Here is a 23,154-nt window from a genome sequence, read left to right on the forward strand (position 1 = left end):
TGTTGACAACAAAAAGATAAATACAATGATGAAAAGGACGTTTTCTTTCAATCTCATCGTACTTGCGATGAGCAGTGGATACGCAGTTAGCTCAATAGCAGCAGAAGATCTTCAACAAACATCGACTCCGAGCGATGAGCAATTGGTTGTTGTAGGCAGTGTGATGCCGAAATCGATCTCCGATATTCCAGGAACGGTTTGGTTTGTTGGTCAAGAAGAGATTGCTCAGCAATATCGTGCGGGCAAGACACTGGGTGATATTCTTTCTGCAACCATCCCTTCTTTAGACGTCGGCACCGGTGGTCGAACTAACTATGGTCAGAACCTTCGCGGTAGAGCAATGTTGGTAATGATTGATGGTGTCTCGTTACAGTCTTCTCGCCCGATTAGTCGTCAGTTAGATGCAATAGACCCATTCAACATCGAGCGAATTGAAGTACTATCTGGTGCAACCTCCATTTATGGTGCAGGCGCTACTGGTGGTGTTATTAACATTATCACCAAGAAAGCGTACTCGGATGACTTGTCGTTTGAATCCTACGTGAGTGGCACTACAGGCTTTAATAGCAGCGATGACTTTGATTACAAACTCGCTCAGTCTATCTCGGGTGGTAATGAGCGAATTACCGCTAGAGGTTCGGTTGTGTACACCGAGACACAAGGTGCATTTGACGCAAATGGCGACATTGTCACCCCAGACATTTCACAGGGCTCTTTGCAGTATAATTCAACGCTCGATGTTATGGGATCGACCGAGATTCAAATCTCCGATGCCAGCAAGTTAAACCTTGTCGCACAATACTATGACAGCCAGCAAGATTCGCCATACGGTTTGTACATTGTTAACAATAAATTTGTTGATGTACGAGAGGGGTTCGATTCCGACCGTGAACATGGTACAGAGCGAGTTCTCTTAAGTGCGAACTACGCTCACGACAGCGTATTCGGTCATCAACTGATAGGCGAGTTATCTTACCGTAGTGAAGACCAAACCTTTACTCCTTATTACCAAAGTGCCTCTCAACAAAAAACAGAAGTTTTTGCTGGGCGCTTAGCGTTAGCTAAAAGCTGGGAGTCATTCAAACTTGTTTATGGTGTCGATGCGTACTTAGACCGTTTTGAAAGTAACCAGGCTCTGTTCGATCCAACCATTGCGAACAGCTCTGGGAACTTAATTAATCGAACCTATGCCGAAGTGGGACGTTACCCAGATGTTGATGTGGCGTCTTACGCAATGTTTGTCCAGGGGGATTACCAAATCAATCAAGATTGGTCAGTACAAGCAGGCTACCGCTACCAATACATGGACAATAAGATTGATGATTTTGTTGCCTATAGTATACAAAAGAAGATCGCATCGGGTAATGGTGTATCAGCGGATGCGGTACCAGGTGGCAGCACCGACTACTCTGTGAGCTTATTTAATTTGGGCACTATTTATCAGCTTAACGATGAATCTCAGCTTTGGGCGAACTTCTCTCAAGGTTTCGAACTCGCTGATCCTGCAAAGTACTACGGCCAAGGTAGCTACGATGCCGCGGATGCAAATGGTCACTACGCGTTGAACAATAGCATTAATGTATCTGACTCAAAAATGTCGGGCATCAAAACGGACAGCTATGAAATTGGTTACCGATTAGATACGGATACTGTCGCACTGCAAGCGGCGGGTTACTACTCGGTGTCGGATAACTCAATCAAGTATGACAAGAAGACGCTCCTAATCACCAATGTTGATGACGAGCAACGTGTATACGGTGCCGAAGCAAACATTAACTACTGGGTAAACCGTGATATTTTGTTAGGTGCATCAGGTCACTATGTGGTTTCTGAGCTGAAAACCAACGGTAAGTGGGAAGATCTAAGCGCGGGTAAAGCAAGTACATCAAAAGCGAACGCGTGGGCGGCTTACTATCAGGATGGCTATTCACTACGTCTACAAAGCCAGACGATGTTTGATTACGAAGATGACGCAAACAACAAACTAGATGGATACACTACGTTTGATCTTCTTGGTAACGTAACACTACCTATCGGGCAGTTAGGTTTTGGTATTCAAAACCTATTTGACGAAGACTACACAACCGCTTGGGGACAACGTGCGCAGATTCTTTATGCAGCACACTACGATGCAGCAGCGTACGACTACAAAGGAAGAGGTCGCACATTCACACTGAACTACAGTGTCGAATACTAAAGCTAACTCTCTCCGAATATCAAAAAAGCCGCTTGAAGCGGCTTTTCTTTTAGGCTTGATCTGTCTGCGCTGTGTCTACAACGTTTTCCGTGTGTTCTGAAGCTTGGTTTTGTTCTTCAGCTTCCATTTTCGCGCGTTCAGCTTTGGAGATATAACGCGGCTTGTTGCTCTTATGTAGCTTAGCATTATGCTTCTTCTGCTTCGCTTTCAAGATCTGATTGATTTTCTTCTTGCGGTTCATGGTGGTGGTCCTTTAATTTAGCGAGGCAGGATAGTTACTTTTTTATCAAGTTACAACTAAATAAGCGCCGGTATCGGTCGCAAAATTCAAGTACGTTCCTATGTCCAATCATCTATCGCGTTTTAATGGAGCCCAAATGAAAACACTGTACACCGAACGTTTGATACTGCGTCTTGTGAGTGTAGATGATGCACCATTTATACTAGAACTTTATAACCACCCAGACTTCTACCGTTTTGTCGGAGACAAACAAATTCGTACCGAATATGAAGCGGCGCGTTACATAAAAGAAAACATGCTACGCATGCAACAAATTAAAGGCGTGAGTTTACTCGTTGTAGAGAAGAAAGAAGATGGGCAACCCATCGGGATTTGTGGGTTGGTTAAACGTGACACATTACAACACTATGATCTCGGATATGGATTTTTACCTTCCGCTTATGGCTACGGCTACGGAACGGAGTCTGCAACCGCAGTGCTGGAATACGCTAGAGAGGAAATGAAACTCGATAATTTGGTTGCCATCACCAACAATGACAATATTCGTAGTATAAGTTTGCTCAAAAAACTGGGCTTTGAGTTTGAACGAGTTGAGCAGCAATATGATAATGGCCGCACGTTAGAACTTTACACAATGATGTTGTGATTTTTGGATAGCGCATGAGCGATATTTTACTTGGCAAACTCGCCACTGAATTTAAGACAGTAAAAGCCATGGTAGAGGTTTACTGTCATGACCATCATGGAACAAAACGTGACTTATGCTCAGAATGTCGTGAGCTGCTTGAATACGCAGAAGTGCGCCTCGACCGCTGTCCTTATGGAGAGAATAAACCGACGTGTAATAAATGTCCGATTCACTGCTACAAACCAGAGCCGAAAGAACAAATGCGTTTGGTCATGCGTTACTCTGGCCCCAGAATGTTACTGAAACATCCCATCTTGGCGGTTCGTCATTTGCTTCATGAAAAGCGAATGGTACCGGAAAAGCCTGCAGCGAACGCGTCAAACCGTCACAAGCGTTTATCTAAACAAAAATGCGAAGAATAAAAAAACGAGGGCGACATGCCCTCGTTTTCGTTGAGTAGAAGCGGCGTGGTTAGAGGCCAGCGGCCATACGCTGCTTGGTTTTGCTCGCAGCAAGTAGCATGTATACGCCAGTCGCAACCAAAGCGGCAAACAAGTAGCCTAGCAAGCCGTGTTCTTGGCCCATAAATTTATCAGCGACAACAGGACCAGCAACAGAGCCGATGCTGTAGCTAAACAGCATGACTTGTGTCGCAGAGACAATAAAGCGTTCATCAAGTCCTTCGCAACCTAAGTTGATTGCAATCGGGTACAAGGCAAAAGTAGCTGCACCTAAAAAGAATAATGCAGCAGCCAATACCACGGCTGACGAGGAAATAAATGTCATACCGATCGAAAAAATACCCAAAATACAGAAAAACGCCATTAGCACTGTGCGGCTCATGTATTTGTTTAACGCGGTCACCATTGGTTGAACTAGCATGCCACCTAGAATCACTAGCGCCATCAATGTACCAATGTCTTGATGGCTAATTTTACGGTTAGTTAACTCAACTGGCATTAATCCGTAGATCGCGCCTAAGGTCAAACCTGAAACAACACAACCAATAATTGCTGCATGGTTTAGTTTGGCAATTTGCTTAAATGATAAAGCGGTTGATTCATGGCTGTTTGGCTGCTCACACTCAATGAACATTAGCACCAGCATCGCCATTAGGATCAACGTCGTGATCGCAATAAACGGAACGCCGCCACTTACGCCAAGCACGCCAATACCAAACTGGCCTAATGCTGAACCACCATAAAGCGATAGCATGTACAAGCTCAAACGTTTCGCACGCGATGCTTCGTCTCCAGACATTAGCCAAGACTCAACAATGACAAAAACACCAGCAACCGCGATCCCCGCAATAAAGCGAGCGGCAAGCCACATCAATCCGTTAGCAAACACGGGTAGTGTGACGATAGTTAGCGAAAATACGGCCAAGCAACCAATAAACGCGTTACGGTGACCAACTTGACGTATGATACGTTCAATAAAAATAGCACCGGTTAATAAGCCGCCATAAAACACACTCGCCAACCAACTCGCGTAATCTGCTGAGATGTTGTATTCACCGAGCATGAGAGGGATCAAGCTCATTAAATAGCCCGAAGCCACCGCATAAAGAGACAGTGCGACGACTGGAACTGTAACTCGTGGTGATGCTGCAGGAACGACTGTGTTTTCCACTGTTTTGCGCCTATAAGTTAAATGAAATCTAAGGGTTATTCGGCGCGAATATGAGGCTAATAGTTAGGCAAGTAAAATGATAAATTTAAGTCGTTTCGATAAATAATATTTGTTAACTAGATAGGTTGATAAGTTGCATAAAAACGCCAACCTACAAACAAGGTTGGCGTGGAAGATTATTTAGTAAGTGCTTGATTTAACCATTGATCGAATTGAGTTTTAGGTAACGCACCATTGATCATATCAACGCGTTGACCATTCTTGAAAACCATAATGGTAGGAATACTGCGAATACCAAATTGCGTCGCAAGTTGTTGTTGAGCTTCGGTATCAATCTTAACAAAACGAGCCGTTCCGGCTTGCTCATGAGCAACATCAGAGAAAACAGGAGCAAAGCCAACGCACGGGTTGCACCATGGGGCCCAAAAATCTACTACAACAGGCATATCACTTTGTAATAGAGCAGAAAAGTTATCTTGTGTACCTTCGATAGGCGAGCCGTCTAAAAGTGCACTTTTACATTTACCGCAAGTTGCAGATTCGGCAACGCGCTCATTAGGGACACGATTTAGACCGCCGCACGAAGGGCAGCGAGTTTTAAACGATGACATGACTTCTTCCTTTATTACGTATTGATGAAAACATGACTTACCAGTCAGCCTCATTATTTGTATACTTATTTTTTAACCTGCCGAAATAACGCAGCGCAGGTTTGTATTTGAGCCTAAGGTTCTAAGAAATTTTATTAAAATACAACAATAAATAGGTCTGCGATGACAAATTACTACGCTGAAATTACAGGTTGGGGGAAATGTGTTCCGCCAGCCGTGCTCTCTAACGATGATCTTAGCACTTTCCTCGATACTTCCGATGAGTGGATTCGTACCCGCACTGGTATCGAAAACCGCCGTATTAGTCATGTAAACACGTCAGACATGGCGACCGTTGCTGCTAAACATGCATTAGCTCGAGCAGGCGTCGATGCAACAGACGTGGATTTAATCATTGTGGCGACTTGTTCACCAGATTCATTGATTCCAAATATCGCGTCTAAGGTACAGCAGAACCTAGATATTCGTGCAGCCGCTGCCTTTGACTTAAATGCCGCATGTACGGGATTTGTCTATGGCCTAGAAACGTGCACACGTTTGATTCAATCAGGTAACTATCGTAACGCAATCATTATTGGTGCGGAAAGATTGTCTTTCTACATCGATTGGGCAATGCGAGATACCGCTGTTCTATTTGGTGATGGTGCGGGCGCCGTTGTGTTATCAAGAACGGAAAAAGAAACGGGTTTACTACAGTCTCAAATCGGTTGTGACGCAAAAGGCCGCGATATTCTGTCCGTACCAAAGTTTGGTACTTGTATGGATCGCTTTGCGGAAGACAACGGTTACTGGGATTTCAACTTTGTAGGACAAGAAATTTTCAAACGTGCAGTAAAAGGTATGGGGCTAGCTGCGAAAACCGTACTGAAAGCATCACAGTTAACGACGGAACAAATCGATGTTGTGATTCCGCATCAAGCGAATATTCGTATTATTCAAACCTTGTGTGACCTGTCTGGAATTCCACACGACAAAGCGTTTGTTAACATTCAAAACTATGGCAATACTTCAGCTGCGACGGTGCCAATTGCATTGTGTGAAGCGGTAGAGCAAGGTCGAGTTAACCCTGGTGATAACATGCTTCTTGCTGCGTTTGGTGCAGGTTTGACATGGGGGGCGGCAGTATTGAAATGGGGTGACCGTGTAACGCCAATTTCTGAGAGTGATGCTGCATTACCTGAATGTAAGCAATCGGCACTTGAGTTGTTAGAGCGCGCAATTAAGCTGTGCAACGAACGCCGTCGAGACGAGGTGTAACGGACACTCTGCAAACATAAGATGGGTAAGGGAGCGCGAGGCTCCCTTATTTAATGATGCGTTCTACAGCTAACCTGTAAAATATCTTACGACATAAAACCCAGGTTTGAATGAGTAAAATTACGGATGTTCGGGAAGACGTATTCCAGTGCAGCGTTATCACTCACGCCCATCCACTGCGCTAGTGTTGAACCAACTTGATCAGCGGCAATTTTGGGTATGAGTCGGCCTTGAGAGTAATCATCGTTTCCGCCCAGTATTAGTTCCGGCCATGTACCGATAGGTTGTTTCCCATTTACCGCGCCTCCAATTAATAGTTGATGGCCACCCCAGCCATGATCGGTACCATTTCCGTTGCTCATCATCCGTCGACCGAAGTCAGACATAGTGAAGGAGGTGACTTGCTTGTTTAGCCCTAACCGTTCGACCGCACGATACATTGCTAAAAGGTTTGTCGCGAGATCCTCAAGTAACACTGGATGACGTGCCAGTTGCGAATCGTGTAGGTCATACCCAGAGTGTTTAACGAAAAAGACTTGTCGTTGCTGCTTCAGGACATCTTGGCTTGCTATCAATTTGTACACGGTTTGCATCTGCTTGCCGAGCGTCGACGACGTAAACAGCGGCTCGTCAGCAATGTGGTTGAGTTGCTCGCTCAGTACACTGCTCATTACCATCGACTCATCAACCATCAAATTAAAATGACCATTAAATGGATTGTCAGTTTGATGAGAGAGAAGGCGATCATAGATACCTTTGTATAAAGGGTTATCAATCGCGGTAAGCTGAACCGCGCGATCTTTTTTCAGGACGGTTTGGCGGTGTTCCATTGCCCGTAACCAAAGCGAGTTGCCATGCACACTGTATAGCGGTGTTATTTCTGATTCAGAGTTTAATACATCCAACATTCTGCCAGCCCAACCAAGATTTTTAGACTCGCTCATTCCACCAAGTAACCAAGCGTCTGTTTGAGAATTATGAGAAAACAGTTGCTCGGGAAGTGATGCTTCACCTTGCTCAATAGCTTGTTTGGTGACGGGATGGTTGAGAATGCCACTATTGAGCACGATGCTGGCATCGCCTTGTTCGAAAACGGAAGTTAACGCATTTAACTTTGGGTGTAAGCCGAGCTTCACTGGGTGATTTGAGCTATCGACAGCACTCAAATTGATAGGGAGTATGTCTTCTTTGGCGACAGAGAGTGGGCCTCTGACTTTGGAATATTGATGATAGTGCGCCTCCGATAATGGCAGTATGGTGTTGAATGCGTCGTTTCCGCCTGCTAAATACACACATATCAATGCTCGAAAGTCATTGGATGGCGCTGCGAGAGAGTAACCTGGCAGACTAAGAGAGGCTAATGCGCCCATCGATAGCGTGCTTTGTATAAAATGTCGTCGTGAAATATCCATAATTCACTCCTAATCCTGAATATAGAATTCGTCGCCAGAAATGGCGGTAAATATCACTAGAGCGAGTTTTGTTGTTGGCACATAATCCCCACGATAATCATTCAGGGCGGTGAGCATGAGCTCTTTCAATTCAGCAGAAGCCGTTCCAGCAAAGAAACGCTCGTTAACCAATTCGACTAAGGCACGGTGATCGTCCAGAAGAAGATAAAACTCGTTAAGATCGAAGTGGTAGGAATCACCACCTCCTCTACGAGTGCTGGTTAACATATAGTTGACCAAATCGGTATAAACAGACCAATTGAGAAGTTCATACTCTGGAGAGTTAATACCAGACTCCGTAAACTCGTTAGACGGCTGATAGTCTGGAGAGTAAAAATTAAACACGGAAGGAGAACGAAGCGGCCCTTGATTAGCGATGTTCATCATCGTTGTTGCGTCTTCGTAACGTGATCCTTTAATCGTAAAACCTGATGCTCGATGAAAATTAGTCAGGACCAGTATCGGTTCTTTCACTTTTATAGGCGGGGTATCCGTCATCCCTAATGCTTCAGGGTCGAGCAATATGGCTCGAACAACGGCGGTTAGATCGCCTTTTTCTCCTTCCCCATTGTTGTTAAATATCGTAGCAACACGCGCGACGTACTCTGGGCTTGGATTTGAACTGACCAAACGTTGGATAAGTAACTTTGAAACAAATGGAGCAACATTTGGGTGAGACATCAACATATCAATCACTTTTGAAAGCTCTTCTTGTGCGGTTAGACCCGATGGGATCACGTTCCCTAGAAATCGCTTCTCGCCGGTGTCGTGTCTTTGACTGATAACTCGCATCGGTTTCACGAATGCGATGTCGGAATTTTTCCATCCAGTTAATGCTCGCGCGAGCTCTTGAATATCAGTTTGGTTGTACGTGGGGATAGGTTTGCCTGTTGCGTGGTTTAGCTTTTTACTGCCATCTAAATTGAGTTCATACAAACCGATAGTGAATAACTGCATTAACTCTCGAGCAAAGTTCTCATCGGGAAGCGTTCCTGTCGCACTATTTTCTTTTGCACTACCGAGCATAGACAAATAGCTCCCCATGACTGGATGGATGGAAACGTCATACAACAGGTCTCGGTAGTTGCCAAACGCATGCTCAACCAACAGATCGTAGTAATTCACTAACCCTGTAGGTTTGCTGGAAAGAACGCCGCCATAACGAGAAACGACTACGATCTGACTCAATGCATAAGCCGTTCGCTGCCTAAGCTGATCCTCAGCAGTAACAACAATTTGATACCAAGCATTTTCTCGGTTTGACTGTAGACCTTTAGAAAAAGGCGTTTGATAAAGTGGTTGATGGTAGGTTGCTGGCAGGTTGATTTGTTCCTGTATCCAATCCTCTAACCCGTTTTCCCTAACCTCATTAATTAACGCAGGTGTTGGTCCAAAAGAGGTTTGATAGAGAAAACGCGCAACGGTTTGATCGGATGGGGATTGCTGTATTTGTGCTGATACATTAGGCACATAGCTCAGCAATAAGATAGCCAATCCTAGTACCCAAGTAGAGATTTTATTTAGCTTCTGACGTCTCATAGTTAACTCGCTTACCCGAAGTAACGATTTAAGTCCATTTAACGGGAGTTATTAAGCTCTTTTGAGCTGTTTAGTAAATTTATGAAAATCAAGCAGCTGCATAGGCGAGTATAGTAGCTATAAGTGGTGAACAAAAAACTCAAACGTTCAATTTGGTACTATAGTGCTAGAAGTTTTTGATGCTATTTTTTCTAAGATACTGATATTAAATATGGCCAGTGAAGAGTAATAAGCAGAGATATCGCAATAGATATAGAAGGGGGACAGCTAAAGTACTGTTAACAAGAGATTGGTATGTTTGTTAAGGCTTAAGTTAATTTCAAGAAATTATTGAGCCAATAAATAAAGTCCATTGGTTTGCACAAGAGAAAACCACACGGATGTTCTCTTGTACAAAGCAACAAAGGTTATTTTCGGGCAAGCTTATGGTGAGCACGAGAAAAGTGATCGGCACAAAATGCGCCCACGATCGAGAGTTCGCCAGCCAGACAAAGCGCAGCTGCGACTTCGGCTAACGCTTTCGCATTGCCGTTGCCGTGCAAACCCAAAATATCCAAACATGCTTTTTGCGTTGGAAGGCCAGTACCACCGCCAACCGTTCCCACCATGATGTTTGGCAAGGTCACGCACGCGTACAAGTTGCCTTGAGCGTCCACATCCATACGAGTGATTCCAATGGCAGACTCTGCAACGCAAGCGGCATCTTGACCACAAGCAATGTAAAGCGCGGCAAGGGCATTTGCGTAATGCGCGTTGACGCCAATTGTCCCGCTGAGTAAACCACCCACCGTGGTCATGTTGCCAAATTGAACCATAGACTCCGGCGTCGTATGCAGATATTTTTCCACCAACTCAGCAGGAATGGTCACTTCGGCGGATACTTTCTTACCGCGTACCGAGCGCAGTGTGTGTGCGTTTGGTTTTTTGTCGCCTGATAAGTTGCCATCCAAGAATGCTTGAGTTGGTTTGATTGGGCTGGTCGCCAAAATATGATGGAACACTTCGTTTGTTGCGATGGTCACCATGTTTTGTCCGGAAGCGTCACCAGTCACGTATTCAAAGACCAAATAAACATGGTTTCCTTCGATATTTACATTGATGTCTTTGAGTTTGCCATGTGAGGTGGTGGATTCCGCAATTTGACGAAATACGTCAAACTGGGTCACAACCCAACTGACGAACTGGCCGGCGTCAGCAAGGTGATTAAAGGCGAATACTGGTGTTCGGCTCACCCCTTCACTTAGTAACAATGCGCTCGCGCCACCAGCGGCGGTGATAAGATTTGCGCCACGGTTGTAGGAAGCGACTAACGCGGCTTCTGTCGTTGCGAGCGGAACCAAAAAGTCATCGTTCGCATACAAGCCGTTGACGCGCAAAGGGCCTGCAATGCCGACTGGCACATTAACAGTACCAATGAAGTGCTCGATGTTGTTGGAGTAAGCATCGCAATGTGACTGCGTGAAAGGATCAAGGAGATGATCTTTATTGGTCACGTGTTCCAATACTTGCCAACGGCGCGCCAAATGCTTATCCGACAGGCCAGGGCTTAAGCAGAGACGTTTCTCTGGCTTGTGAAACTTCGGTTCTAATGCCGATTGAATCTTACTGCTGGTTTCGATATCGGAAAGGGCGGAGCTTTGAACAGGGTTATCTTGGTTTAACTTCGGCATACAAACGTTAACTGAAAAATCGAACCAGAGATTGTAGTGATTGAGGCTTTGATTACAACGTTGATTATACGTTTTGCAACAAATACCACTGTGCAAGCGCCTTTATTATCCAAGTGATTTGATATTGGAGCGACGAATTTACCGGACATAAATGGGTTTTGACAATGAATGTTGCAGTAAATGGCAGATCCGGGAGGTTATGGCTTTTAGAGAAACTGGCCTGTAGGTGTTTGGATTCGACAAGGTGTAAGCATGAGCGCCTTAAAAGCGGAATGGTTCAATCTATGAAAGGAATAAATTGTCTAACCCAGTCCCTTGGGTCAGACGTTAGTTTGAATCGGTTGTTCAAAAACTAGTTGAAGGCGCGAGCCACACGTCCCGCACTTTGAATACGGTAATGGCCAACGTAAGCAGGAACAAACACAGATTGTCCCTTCGCGGCAGTTAACGTCTCACCATTATCACTGATGAGTGTCAGGTCGGCATCAATCGCCATCAAAATCTCTGCGCTATTGGCATCAACCACTTCATTGTTCGGTTGGTTAAGAATGCTGAAACTAAAGTCTGCCACTGGGACCGGATAAAGGCTTTGGCAACCATTGGCATTGGGTTTAAGAACAAGGCTGTTAAACGGCTTAGGCACAAAATCTGTGCATTTAACCAGTTCTTCAACATCCATATGTTTCGGCGTGAGTCCTGCACGCAAAACGTTATCTGAGTTCGCCATGATCTCTAATCCCGTACCTTTAATGTAAGCGTGTGGCGTTCTTGCGCTCAGGAACATCGCTTCGCCAGGTTGCAGCGTGATGACATTCAACAGTAATGGCGAAAACAAGCCGACATCGCCAGGGTATTGAGTGGATAGATCCAAGATGAGCTGGAAAACGTCGCTGTCAGTGCCTTGTTCCGATTGACGTGAAGCGTGGGCAAGAAGCTGTTTCAGTGCTCGCTCTTTTGTTTCTCCTTCCATGGTAAGAATGTGCACAAAGAAATCGCGTAAACCTTGTGAGTTGATTTCGCGTTTGAATGTGTCAAGAGGCGCGCGTAGCTCATCGATATCGCAAAGGCTAAATGCCTCAATAATCTCGGCATACGAGCGAAAACCGTTCATGGCTTGGTAACTTGTCAGCGCGTACACCAACTCAGGTTTGTGGTTTGGATCCTTGTAGTTACGATGGCTTGCGTTTAGTGGGATCCCGGCACTTTGTTCTTTTTCGAAGCCTATTTCGGCATCTTGTTTGCTTGGGTGAACTTGAATCGACAGTGCATGTTCGGCCGCTAAGATCTTAAACAGAAAGGGCAGGTCGCCAAATTTCGCTGCGGTTTCTGCTGATAAGTAAGCGGGTTGGTTTTGTTTGATCAGTTCAGACAAAGGCAGCGTGTTTTGCTCAATCTGAACTTCAGAGCAGCCGTTTGGGTGAGTACCCATCCATACTTCTGCTTGAGGCTCATTCGTTTCGTTAGAAAAGCCAAACAAATCTTGAATAGAAGAGGTGCTTCCCCAAGCGTAGTTTTGGATTTTGTTGTTCATTTGAAAGAAGCTATGCGATGAAATAGTGTTCAAATTCATGAATTTTTCCCATAGTTAACCCTCCGAACTGAATCGGAAGAAAAATTGAGCAGAGATACGTTAAATAAGGAGGGCGAGCGCGGTTAGGTCACTCGCCAATTTGCCCGAAGGGCGATAAGTCGATTTACAACCGAGGTTTTGGTTCGAGTGTTTTTCGTGATGGTTGCGCTTGCAAAAATGGCAGCAACAAAAGGCCAATGACGGCTGCACAAACTGAAATGGTGATGAAGAAACCTGTCCAATGATATTCTTCAAGAATTAATGCCAGTGGATAGCCAGACAATGCTGCGCCCATGTAGGCGAACAAGCCCACGAATCCTGTTGCCGCGCCGGCAGAATCTTTGTGAGAGCACTCCGCCGCCGCCATACCGATCAGCATTTGTGGCCCAAAGACAAAGAAGCCGATGGAGAACAATCCCGCCGCTTGGAATGCAAAGTTGGTCAGAGGCATCAGCCAAAGCGCGGAGACAGATAAGAAAATCCCAATAGCGAACAGCAAGTTCATTGGCCCACGGTTACCGCCAAAGAGTTTGTCTGAGCCCCAACCCGCAACCAATGAACCAACAAAACCTCCGATTTCAAACATCGACAGAGCAGCGTTGGCGTTAATCAGGCTATAGTGATGCTGCTCGGTCAAGTACAGGTTTCCCCAGTCGTTGATTGCGGTTCGGACGATGTAAACCAACACATAACTGAACGCGAGCAGCCAGATGTATTTGTTGTTAAATACGTACGATTTCAGAATTTCTCGGTAGGTGAGGCCACGTCCGTAATTTTCTTGCGCAAGTTCTAGTGCGTCGTTGCGCCATTGGCCGACACTTGGTAAACCCATTGTTGTGGGTTTGTCGCGCAATCGCCAACAAACGAATAGACCGAGCAATACCCCGATGATGCCGGGTAGAATAAAACCTTCACGCCAGCTGTAGTGCAACGTTAAATAGCCCACCAAAATAGGGATCAGCGCGCCACCAACGTTGTGTGCGGTGTTCCAAATCGCCCATAAGAAGCCACGCTCGGAACGTGAATACCAAGTGGTTAACAGCTTGGAGCATGAAGGCCAGCCCCAGCCTTGGAACCACGCGTTTAAGATCCACAGAGTAATGAAAGCCGCGAGTGAGCTAGAAAAACCGAACGCGATATTGACCAGACCTGTCGCAATCAATCCTAATCCCATGAAATAACGAGGGTTAGAGCGGTCCGAAATCGTGCCAGAAATAAACTTCGAGCAGCCGTAGGTGATGTAGAAAAGTGTACCGATAAGACCTAAATCGCCTTTATCTAAGCCAAGGTCGGTAATCATCGCTGGTGCGGCGTAGTTAAAGGTCTTACGGGTAAAGTAGAAACCTGCGTAGCCGATGTACATCCCCAACATAATGTGCAAACGCCAATGGCGGTAACGTTGGTCGATTTGCTCGTTGCTTAGACTCGGTTGAGTAAATTTAGGTGAACGTAAAAATCCAAACATCTTGAGTTACACCTTAGGTAAAGTAATGCTGATTTGTGTGCCGATCACTTGATCGCTGGTGGAGTAGATAACCATTTTTCCACCTAACGCGTGCACACGCTCTTGCATGCCGCGAACGCCCATGCCTTTCATACTGTCCTGAACTTTGAAACCGACACCATCATCGTGAATCATCAATGACACCGCCGTTTCTCCAATTGTCAGTTCAATATTGATCAACTGCGCTTCTGCGTACTTGGCAGCGTTATTTAATGACTCTTGGCATAAACGGAATAGGGTTACTTTGAGTGTGTCACTCAGGCTTGTGTAATCGCCTTGCCAGTTCAGTTGAACAGTCGTTCCGTGATTGGCGAATTCCATCTCTCGCGTCAGTTGCTCGACGGATTCTTTCAAGTCCAAATCATCCAGCATTTTGGGTCTTAGCTTGCTTAACAGTCGCTTAGTAGTGTCGTACACGTTGAGGGAAAGCCCTTCAATCATGTCGGCGCAACCAACGCGTGTTTCTGCGTTATTTACCCGCTTAATGATGTTGGCTTGTGTGCGGATTGCCGTGATGTTCTGGCCGATTTCGTCATGTAGCTCGCGCGCAATATCGCGTCTTACCGATTCTTCCGCTTTGATAAGCTGGCGAGACAAATTCTGATTGCGTGCAAGTTCGCCGCGCAGTTTGTGATTGAGGTCTTTTTGTTTCTGAACCCCTAAGCCGAGCATAATGCCGGTGATGGTTTGCGCCGAGAGAGATAATAACAAATCGGTGATTTCTAGATTTGATACGCCGCTGCGAGCCGCAATCAGCGCAATGCTGTTGAGCATGGTGGCGAGCAGGGCTCCTTGCCAGCCGTAACGCAGAGCAAGCACGATGATTGGAATCGCCATACAAAATGGCGCAAATCGTTTTAGCTCTTCAGGCAAACTGGTTTGCACCAAAATACTGCCGATCAAAAGTAGCGCATAAAGCACGATATGACGCACCTGAAATACAACGGCATTACTTAGTAGGAGAGAGCTAAGCGGAGACCAACGACTTTGGAACAAATAACTCCATAACAAGTAGCACATAGGCACCACGAGCAAGCCTCCAGAAATGCTAGCCAGCCATACCATGTAAACCGAAGGAACGTGAAAACCAACGGCCATCACATTAATAAACGCGCTAATGATAATGACTGCGCTCATCACGGCTAAATGGCGGTTTTGGTCTCCGTAGTAGTATTTTTTCGCAATCAGAGTGACCGGGATACTGGCAATGCTCGCAATCAGCACGGTAAGCCACTGCGGTTGACCCAGTAACATCGCAAGTGCGATGGAAAGCCCCCACTCCGAAAGGTAAATCGTCGGCCAATAAGCGGTGCGAGTGTGTAGGGCGACACCTAATCGTAAAGCGAAAGGAAACAATAAGATCGCCAGCTCGGGATCATTGACAAAGTAATAGGCAATCACCCACAAGCAAAACCAGGCGCAAGCCATAACAAAAAGTCCGCAAATGGTGGTAACAGCATAAGCTCGCATTAAAAGGACTCTTGAGAAAATAGTTTGGCGAGCTCAACGTTGTTTTTCACGCCGAGTTTGTCGATGGCATTCGCACGATGAACATGCACGGTCTTGTGGCTCAAGCCAAGCTCTGCCGCGACAGACTTTACATCCAACCCAGTGGCAAGTAGCTGACATACCTCGTTTTCACGTTTTGTCAGTTGGCATAGAGAGGTGGTGTTGTCGCTAGGCGTTGCAAGTTTAAGTGCAATATCTGATGTGAGGTAACAGCCACCAGAAGCACTGGTTCTCACGGCTTGAATAAGTTCGTCTGGGCTACAGCGTTTACTAAGATAGCCTTTTGCACCTAGCTTTAGTGATTTTTCCACCATCGCAGGGGAGTCATGCACGCTAAGCATCACGCAGGCAATGCCAGTTGGTATTTCGCTAAGAAAGTTTAAGCCGCTTTCATCTGGCATGGAGATATCTAGGATGACGACATGAGGGTGTACCGCAGGCAAGCCTTTGCGCGCTTCGGCGACAGAGCCGAATTCACCGACAACGGTAATATCACTTTCTAAATTTAATAATTGTGCGAAACCTGAACGCACGATGACGTGATCATCAACTAGAGCAACATGAATCATTATTACAACCAAATAGAGCAGACGACTAACAACAATAAGCTCCAACAGGAGCCAATAGAAAAACCTTTAATGATACTGAATTGATCAACTCATTTTAATGATCTTGCGCGCTTTACCGAAGTAAAGCGCGCAGAGAAGCTAGGCTTGGTTTTGTGCAAGTTGAAGCTTCTTCGCGTGTCGAATCTTCTTCTCTTCCGCGATAGTGACGAAAGCAAGCAAAACAATACAAATCATGGCGGAGGTATCTAGGGCTGCGAAGGTACCTTTCCAACCTGTTAAGCCGAAGATAGGTGTACCGTCTGCAATCATACCGAGACCAAGTTTCGCGAAGCTGTCACCGATTAGGTAAGCGAATGTACCTTTTACGCCGTCAGCCACACTGATTGCTTTTTTAGGGACAAAACCAACCGCGGCAACACCGATAAGAAGTTGCGGACCAAACACCAAGAAGCCCAATACAAATAGAGAGGCTAAGTACATGAACTCGCTAGTGGCGTGTTGGTAGAACTCAAGCGATACGATGATCAAACCAAGAGATACACAAGCAACCAATGCGCGGCGACCGTTTGCTAAGTCAGATAAGTAACCCCACATCAAAGTACCCACAAGCGCACCGACTTCGAATAGAGTAAAGCCAGAGATTGCCGTTTCTTTTGACAGACCAAGTTCTCGGTACGCGTATACCGTTGACCATTGGTCGATACCAATACGCACGATGTAAAGGAAGATGTTGGCAAAGCAAAGTAGCCAGATAACTTTGTTTTTAAGAACGTATTCAACAAAGATTTCTTTTTTGGTCATCTGGTTTTCTTCAGCGGCGGTGTCTTCTTCACTCACTGCTTCATCGAAAAGTTCTTCTACTTTACCTAGACCGTAAGCTTCTGGTGAGTCGCTACCAAAGCGCATACCGATAAAGCCAACGATGATCGCGATGATAGAAGGGAACACGAACATGCCGATTACGTGGCCGTCGAATAGGTAGTTGGCACCGAAAAGAGCAACACCCGCTGCGCCCGCACCACCAACGTTGTGTGACATGTTCCACAAGCCTAGGTAAGAGCCGCGCTTGTTACGAGGTGTCCATTTTGTAATGGTTGAGTAACTAGAAGGGCCACCAGTACTTTGGAAGAAACCACTTAGAGCGTAGAAAGCCACCATCAAGAACAGGCTTGCACTACCGCCGCCCATGCTGAAGCTGAAACCAAGCATTGCAAGACCAGAAAGGATCAGCATAAAAGGGAGGAATTGCTTGGTGTTCTTACCGTCAGCGTAGTAAGACACAACGGTTTTACCGATGCCGTATGTGATGGAGAAGCCAAGGCCAATAAGACCTAGGTCTGTCATGCTCAAACCGTAAGTTGAGATCATGTCGTTTTGCGCGACATTGAAGTTCTTACGAATCAAGTACATGGTTAGGTAGCCGATGAATACGACCAAGTAAGATTGGATGAACGGTTTAAACCACATCTTTCTTCTAACTTCGACAGGAAGATCGAGGGTCGGCTTCCGCACCTGTTCGAGGAATTTTAACATGATGAACTCTCTTGTAATTGTTTTAGAAACACAACGGAGACCGTTATGCGCTCTTGTTACCTTTGACTGAGCGGAATTCTAGAGAGTGGTTTTGTGAGGCACATGAGATGGCTGCCTAGATCGGCTAGGAAAAATTCCTAGAAATGCCTAGGAAGGCGGAAAAGCGTGAAAAGAGTCACACAAAATCCTTACTAATTTATGGGTTTTTGACAGGGTTCTTATCGGATTGGAAAGCGTTCAAATGCAAGCAGGTTAATATACGCAGCTTAGTGCTGACAAGGGGTGAGCACGTTTGGTTGGAGAGAATAGTGTCTTGTCGCTAAGTATCAATTGGGAACGAGAAGCAAACAACAGAGACCCAGAGGTCTCTGTTAGAAATATTAGGAATTCGGCTAGGTTGACGTGTTAAGGGGCAGGGCTGTATAGACGCGGCGAGCCGTGTTTTGGTAAGTGAATTAGGTTCAAATGGTTTCTTCTTGCCCATTCGACAGTTAACGCTGTAGGTGCAGATAAGCAAACCAGAGTGGGGATACGCGCGCGAACGGCTTTGTGGATCAACTCTAAGCTGCAACGGCTTGTCATGATTGCGAAGCCACTTTGAGGCTCGATGTGATTGTTGGCCAATGCGCCAATCAACTTATCTAGCGCGTTGTGGCGGCCGATGTCCTCTCGGCACAACTTGATGTTGCCTTGTAAATCTGCAAATAAGGCGGCGTGTAACGCGCCAGATTCACGTGCGGCTTCTTGATGCAGTGCGACTTTGTCTCGCAGCCCTTCGAATACATCGGAGCGCGGAGGAAGAGACGGTGTCAGCGGCGCCAAATCAGGCAAAGCTTGTTCCAGAGCCTCGACACCACAAATGCCGCATCCGGTTGTGCCGGCAAGATTTCGGCGCTGTGTTTTTAACGCCCAGAAAGCGCGGTTGCTGATTTCCACTTCCGCATAGTGAGATTCGTGATCGCCACCAATTTCAATGTCTTTGATCTCTTTGAAGTCGTGGACGATGCCTGTGCTTAGGCTAAATCCTTTCACGAAGTCTTCCAGATGGCCTGGCGTCACCATCATGACCGCTTGGCTAATGCCGTTGTAGCTGATAGCTAAGGCGGATTCACTCGCCAGCGACATTTGTTGCACTGGGCGGCCATCAATCAATTCTCGGTAATTGAACGCACTTGGTTGAGGTGGTGCTTGATTGAAATCGGACAGTTCAAAATAAGATTGAGTAGTACATCTCATGAAATCACCTCATAAGCCGTTATGTATGCCAAAAATTGACGTGTGGATTCTTGTTATCGATTAAATATGTTTTTTGCTTCTGCGAAGCACTGATCGGTTAGCGCGGAGAAGGGTTCTTGTTTTCGCTTTAACAAACCTAGCGGGGCGTGAACGGCGGCTTCTTCGATAGGGATAATGCGAAGCGTATCGTTCAACTCTTCCAATCCACAGTTCAGCGGCATAATGGCGCAACAAAGGCCACTGGTTACTGCTTGGATCAAGTGAAAGGTGGAGTTACTTTCAATGACGGTTTGCGGAACCAGCCCTTTACTCACAAAGCTAAGATCAATTGAGTGGCGATAGTGCATGCCCTTCGAAAGCAGCCCTAGCGGAATGTTATTGAGTGACTCCCACAACACTTCAGATTCGGCAAAATCAAAATGACGCTCATCGAATAAAACGCCAAGTTTGGTTGAATCTAGTTCGATAACATCGAAGTAAGCGGTGTTGACTTGATCGACATAACACATCCCCAAATCAAGTTGATTGCGATTGAGTTGGTCTATGATCTGTTCGGTCGTCATGGAGAGTATTTGAAAGCGTAACTCAGGGAACTGGTGAGCTAATGGTTTGAGCAATTCCATCGGGTTTTGGCTGGCGAGTGGCACCATTCCAAGCCGAAGTGAACCGACCAACTGACCACGGCAGTTAGCAGCCTCGGCTTGCAATCCATCATGAGCGGCTAAGACGGTTTTTGCCCAAGCTAAAATGCGTTCTCCGGCTTCAGTAAACCCTTCAAATCGTTGACTTCTTTGGATTAATTCGAGATCGAGTTCTTCCTCTAAGCTTCGGATTCTCATGGACAAGGTAGGCTGCGTAATGTGGCACAATGCGGCGGCTTGACCAAAGTGTTTGGTCTGTTCAAGTGCGATGAGATATTTAAGTTGTTTGATATCCATAATGGCTTGTTAACCTTGCGTTGTGAGTCACATGTACGGGGGAGCTCCCTAAAAAGGGCACAGCACTACCGTACTTTTTAAGCGCTGGAGCGTTTTAACTGGGGAATGAAAAACCAAAACCAAGTCAAGAATAAAACCACACTCAAAATTGATCTGAATCAAGGCTATTCCTGATATTAATTAGGGTCAAATTTAAAGTATCTATAGTGTGATAGATACTATCTATTATCAAGAGGGCCGATTTTATTGAGTTCGTTAAGCGAACTAGGTGGAATCGAATGGGAAAACGATTAACCTCATAAATTGTATTGATTAAAAATGTGATGACCGTCAGTGGAAAAATTCGTCATAGATTTTGTTTATCACTCGGTCAGGATTATCAATTGGACGCATATTGAATAACGACTTAATCTTTGATTTAGATCAAGACGCAACAATGCGAATTGAATCTACCAGTCTTAGAAACAGTAGGCGGGTATCCGATATCAAGAATCTAGATAAGTAAACGCTCGGACAAGCGAGAGCATGTTGAGTGGTTACTTATTTGGATTAAAAAATACATGGATTAGAAACTAAGCCCTTCAATACTTCCGCATTATCTCAATAAATAACGCGCTTGTTTTCACGGGCACCCTGCTTGCTGGTATATCTGCGAGGAGTAAAGTCGTGAGCCAAAAAGAACAAATAAAAACATACAAAGGTCCAGCTGGTGGTTGGGGTGCACTGAAAGCCGTAACCAGAAGTTGGTGGGGCAGTGAAAATGCAGTTAAAAACATTCGCACTATGCTCAAAACCAACCAAAATGGCGGTTTCGACTGTCCGGGATGTGCATGGGGCGAGTCGCCAGATAGTGGTAAAGTCAATTTCTGTGAGAATGGCGCGAAAGCGGTAAACTGGGAGGCGACCAATCGTCTGGTTGATCCTGAGTTTTTTGCCAATCACAGCGTTTCTTCTCTCTCAACTCAAACCGATTACTGGTTGGAATACCAAGGCCGTATCACGCACCCAATGCGATACGATGCTGAATCCGACCACTATTTGCCTGTCTCTTGGGATGAGGCTTTTACACTTGTCGCGAAGCATCTCAATCAATTGGATTCACCGCACCAAGCGGAGTTTTATACCTCTGGTCGTGCAAGCAACGAAGCGGCGTTTTTATATCAGCTATTTGTGCGCGCATTCGGTACCAACAACTTCCCAGATTGTTCCAACATGTGTCACGAAGCCAGTGCAATCGGGATGAAAGACACCATTGGCGTTGGTAAAGGCACAGTGATCTTTGATGATTTTGAAGAAGCCGACGCGATTTTCGTGATTGGTCAAAACCCAGGCACGAATCACCCACGAATGCTTGAACCTCTGCGCGAAGCGGTAAAACGTGGTGCACAGGTTATCTGTCTAAACCCGCTGAAAGAGCGCGGATTAGAGCGTTTTCAAAACCCACAAATGCCGATTGAGATGTTGAGTAACGGCTCAGAACCTACCAACACGGCGTACCTGCGTCCTGCTTTAGGCGGAGACATGGCAGTGTTTCGTGGCATCGCGAAATTCTTGTTGCAATGGGAACGCGAGGCATTGCAAAACGGTGGCAAAGCGGTATTTGATCGTGAATTCATCAAACAACACACGATAGGTATAGATGACTATTTGGCTGAAGTGGACGCAACCGCTTGGGAACACATCACGGAACAATCGGGTCTTGATTTAAGTGAAATCGAGATGGTGGCGAGCATGTATCGACGTGCAGAACGTGTGATCATGTGTTGGGCGATGGGGTTGACTCAGCATCGTCACTCTGTGCCTACCATTAAAGAAGTCGCAAACGTGCAAATGTTACGAGGTAACGTTGGTAAGCCGGGCGCGGGTCTTTCACCTGTGCGAGGTCACAGTAACGTTCAGGGCGACCGTACGATGGGCATTGATGAAAAACCTTCAGATCTGTTGTTGGATCGCATTGAAAGTCGATTTAACTTTGCCGTCCCGCGCGGTGAAGGCCACAACACTGTGCAAGCCATTAAAGCGATGGAAGAAGGGCAAGCGAAAGTATTTATCGGTTTGGGCGGTAACTTTGCACAAGCAACGCCAGACACAGAACGTACGCACAACGCGATGCGAAACTGTAATTTAACCGTGCACATTTCGACGAAGTTAAATCGTTCTCACCTTGTCACAGGTAAAGATGCGCTTATTCTTCCATGCTTAGGCCGTACTGAGATTGATCAGCAAGCGACTGGCCCACAAGGCGTGACGGTTGAAGATACCTTCAGCATGGTACATATCTCATTTGGTCAGCTAAAACCACGTTCGGAGCATTTGCGTTCAGAACCAGCGATTATTGCCGGTATTGCCAATGCTACACTCGGGGCAAAACCAATTGATTGGTTGTGGGCGATTGAAGATTACGACCGTATTCGCGATTTGATTGCCGACACGATTCCGGGCTTTACCGACTTTAACCATAAGCTTAAACACCCGGGTGGATTCCACTTGGTAAACCTTGCTGCTGAGCGTCGATGGAATACACCAAGCGGCAAAGCACAGTTCAGCTCTAGCGAGTTGCCGAAACAGTTGATCAGCGAAGCGATACTCGAAAAAGGCCAAAAGCCAGATTTGATCTTGCAAACCATGCGCTCACACGACCAATACAATACGACACTTTACGGCTTGAATGACCGTTATCGTGGAGTATTTGGTATGCGCGAAGTGCTGTTTATCAATGAAGCGGATATTCGTAAACTCGGTTTTGAACCGGGCGACAAAGTGGACATGGTGTCATTGTGGGAAGATGGCGTTGAGCGCCGTGTGAGCGGATTTACGCTTGTTGCCTATGATGTACCAGCAGGTCAGGCGGCGGCTTACTATCCAGAAACAAACCCATTAGTTCCTTTGGACAGTTATGGGGATAGAACGTTTACGCCAACCTCTAAGTTTATTGCGATAAAATTGGAAAAATCGACATCCGATAAGATCGCTTTGGTGGACGCGGAATAGTGACCAAACCGGCACAACGACATTTCCGATAAGCAAACGGCTGATATTAATTATCAGCCGTTTTTAATTGCGCTCAGT

General features: G+C 45.9%; 18 protein-coding genes. 5 read left to right on the plus strand and 13 right to left on the minus strand.

Annotated elements, in window-relative coordinates; translation table 11 throughout:
- The first annotated feature begins 25 nt into the window (after positions 1-25).
- Positions 26-2,197 (plus strand): TonB-dependent receptor, encoded by a 2,172-nt coding sequence (locus R7P36_RS17420; protein WP_017634648.1) that lies wholly within the window; start codon positions 26-28, stop codon positions 2,195-2,197.
- A gap of 49 nt (positions 2,198-2,246) precedes the next feature.
- Here the strand turns inward: R7P36_RS17420 and R7P36_RS17425 are convergent, their stop codons facing one another.
- Positions 2,247-2,438, minus strand: coding sequence for a DUF2986 domain-containing protein (locus R7P36_RS17425; protein WP_005376066.1), 192 nt, complete (start codon positions 2,436-2,438; stop codon positions 2,247-2,249).
- Positions 2,439-2,574: 136 nt separating this feature from the next.
- Between R7P36_RS17425 and R7P36_RS17430 the strand changes: the two genes are divergently transcribed.
- Both R7P36_RS17430 and R7P36_RS17435 read left to right on the plus strand, forming a co-directional pair.
- A complete protein-coding gene (locus R7P36_RS17430; protein ID WP_005387984.1) occupies positions 2,575-3,084 on the plus strand; it encodes a GNAT family N-acetyltransferase in 510 nt (169 codons plus the stop codon).
- A gap of 14 nt (positions 3,085-3,098) precedes the next feature.
- Positions 3,099-3,488, plus strand: a complete 390-nt coding sequence (locus R7P36_RS17435) for a nitrous oxide-stimulated promoter family protein (protein WP_005387988.1) — start codon at positions 3,099-3,101, stop codon at positions 3,486-3,488.
- Between the two features lie 49 nt (positions 3,489-3,537).
- Here the strand turns inward: R7P36_RS17435 and R7P36_RS17440 are convergent, their stop codons facing one another.
- Both R7P36_RS17440 and trxC read right to left on the minus strand, forming a co-directional pair.
- Positions 3,538-4,698: an MFS transporter gene (locus R7P36_RS17440; RefSeq protein WP_318122239.1), complete on the minus strand. Its 1,161-nt coding sequence runs from the start codon at positions 4,696-4,698 to the stop codon at positions 3,538-3,540.
- A 176-nt stretch (positions 4,699-4,874) separates the two neighbouring features.
- Entirely contained in the window at positions 4,875-5,309 is a 435-nt protein-coding gene (gene trxC, locus R7P36_RS17445) for a thioredoxin TrxC (protein WP_005387991.1), read from the minus strand.
- Positions 5,310-5,471: 162 nt separating this feature from the next.
- Between trxC and R7P36_RS17450 the strand changes: the two genes are divergently transcribed.
- Positions 5,472-6,566: a ketoacyl-ACP synthase III gene (locus R7P36_RS17450; RefSeq protein WP_318099208.1), complete on the plus strand. Its 1,095-nt coding sequence runs from the start codon at positions 5,472-5,474 to the stop codon at positions 6,564-6,566.
- An 86-nt stretch (positions 6,567-6,652) separates the two neighbouring features.
- On the opposite strand, the gene R7P36_RS17455 is transcribed toward R7P36_RS17450, so the two are convergent.
- From R7P36_RS17455 to R7P36_RS17500, 10 genes are all read right to left on the minus strand, one after another.
- Positions 6,653-7,978, minus strand: coding sequence for a DUF1501 domain-containing protein (locus R7P36_RS17455; RefSeq protein ID WP_158173096.1), 1,326 nt, complete (start codon positions 7,976-7,978; stop codon positions 6,653-6,655).
- A gap of 9 nt (positions 7,979-7,987) precedes the next feature.
- Positions 7,988-9,556, minus strand: a complete 1,569-nt coding sequence (locus tag R7P36_RS17460) for a DUF1800 family protein (RefSeq protein WP_213899882.1) — start codon at positions 9,554-9,556, stop codon at positions 7,988-7,990.
- A 407-nt stretch (positions 9,557-9,963) separates the two neighbouring features.
- Positions 9,964-11,226 carry a hydroxymethylglutaryl-CoA reductase gene (locus R7P36_RS17465; protein WP_213899881.1) on the minus strand — a complete coding sequence of 421 codons (1,263 nt, stop codon included), beginning with the start codon at positions 11,224-11,226 and terminating at the stop codon, positions 9,964-9,966.
- A gap of 352 nt (positions 11,227-11,578) precedes the next feature.
- A complete protein-coding gene (manA, locus tag R7P36_RS17470) occupies positions 11,579-12,796 on the minus strand; it encodes a mannose-6-phosphate isomerase, class I (protein WP_318099211.1) in 1,218 nt (405 codons plus the stop codon).
- Positions 12,797-12,920: 124 nt separating this feature from the next.
- Positions 12,921-14,261 carry an MFS transporter gene (locus tag R7P36_RS17475; RefSeq protein ID WP_318099215.1) on the minus strand — a complete coding sequence of 447 codons (1,341 nt, stop codon included), beginning with the start codon at positions 14,259-14,261 and terminating at the stop codon, positions 12,921-12,923.
- A gap of 6 nt (positions 14,262-14,267) precedes the next feature.
- The gene (gene uhpB, locus R7P36_RS17480) at positions 14,268-15,770 is read right to left on the minus strand and encodes a signal transduction histidine-protein kinase/phosphatase UhpB (RefSeq protein ID WP_138940303.1); all 1,503 of its coding nucleotides are present in this window, start codon (positions 15,768-15,770) and stop codon (positions 14,268-14,270) included.
- Positions 15,770-16,378, minus strand: a complete 609-nt coding sequence (uhpA, locus tag R7P36_RS17485) for a transcriptional regulator UhpA (RefSeq protein ID WP_005376090.1) — start codon at positions 16,376-16,378, stop codon at positions 15,770-15,772. Before uhpA ends, uhpB begins: the two co-directional genes overlap by 1 nt.
- A 138-nt stretch (positions 16,379-16,516) precedes the next feature.
- Positions 16,517-17,911 (minus strand): hexose-6-phosphate:phosphate antiporter, encoded by a 1,395-nt coding sequence (uhpT, locus tag R7P36_RS17490; protein WP_318122240.1) that lies wholly within the window; start codon positions 17,909-17,911, stop codon positions 16,517-16,519.
- A gap of 405 nt (positions 17,912-18,316) precedes the next feature.
- On the minus strand, positions 18,317-19,147 hold the full coding sequence (gene fdhD, locus R7P36_RS17495) for a formate dehydrogenase accessory sulfurtransferase FdhD (protein ID WP_017447522.1): 831 nt from the start codon (positions 19,145-19,147) through the stop codon (positions 18,317-18,319).
- Positions 19,148-19,200: 53 nt separating this feature from the next.
- Positions 19,201-20,085 carry a LysR family transcriptional regulator gene (locus tag R7P36_RS17500; protein WP_005388011.1) on the minus strand — a complete coding sequence of 295 codons (885 nt, stop codon included), beginning with the start codon at positions 20,083-20,085 and terminating at the stop codon, positions 19,201-19,203.
- A gap of 666 nt (positions 20,086-20,751) precedes the next feature.
- Here R7P36_RS17500 and R7P36_RS17505 point away from each other — a divergent pair.
- The gene (locus R7P36_RS17505; protein WP_213899879.1) at positions 20,752-23,076 is read left to right on the plus strand and encodes an FdhF/YdeP family oxidoreductase; all 2,325 of its coding nucleotides are present in this window, start codon (positions 20,752-20,754) and stop codon (positions 23,074-23,076) included.
- The last annotated feature ends 78 nt before the right edge of the window (positions 23,077-23,154 follow it).

Origin of the sequence: Vibrio sp. 397, from assembly GCF_033339395.1 — a bacterium.
Lineage (GTDB): Bacteria > Pseudomonadota > Gammaproteobacteria > Enterobacterales > Vibrionaceae > Vibrio > Vibrio alginolyticus.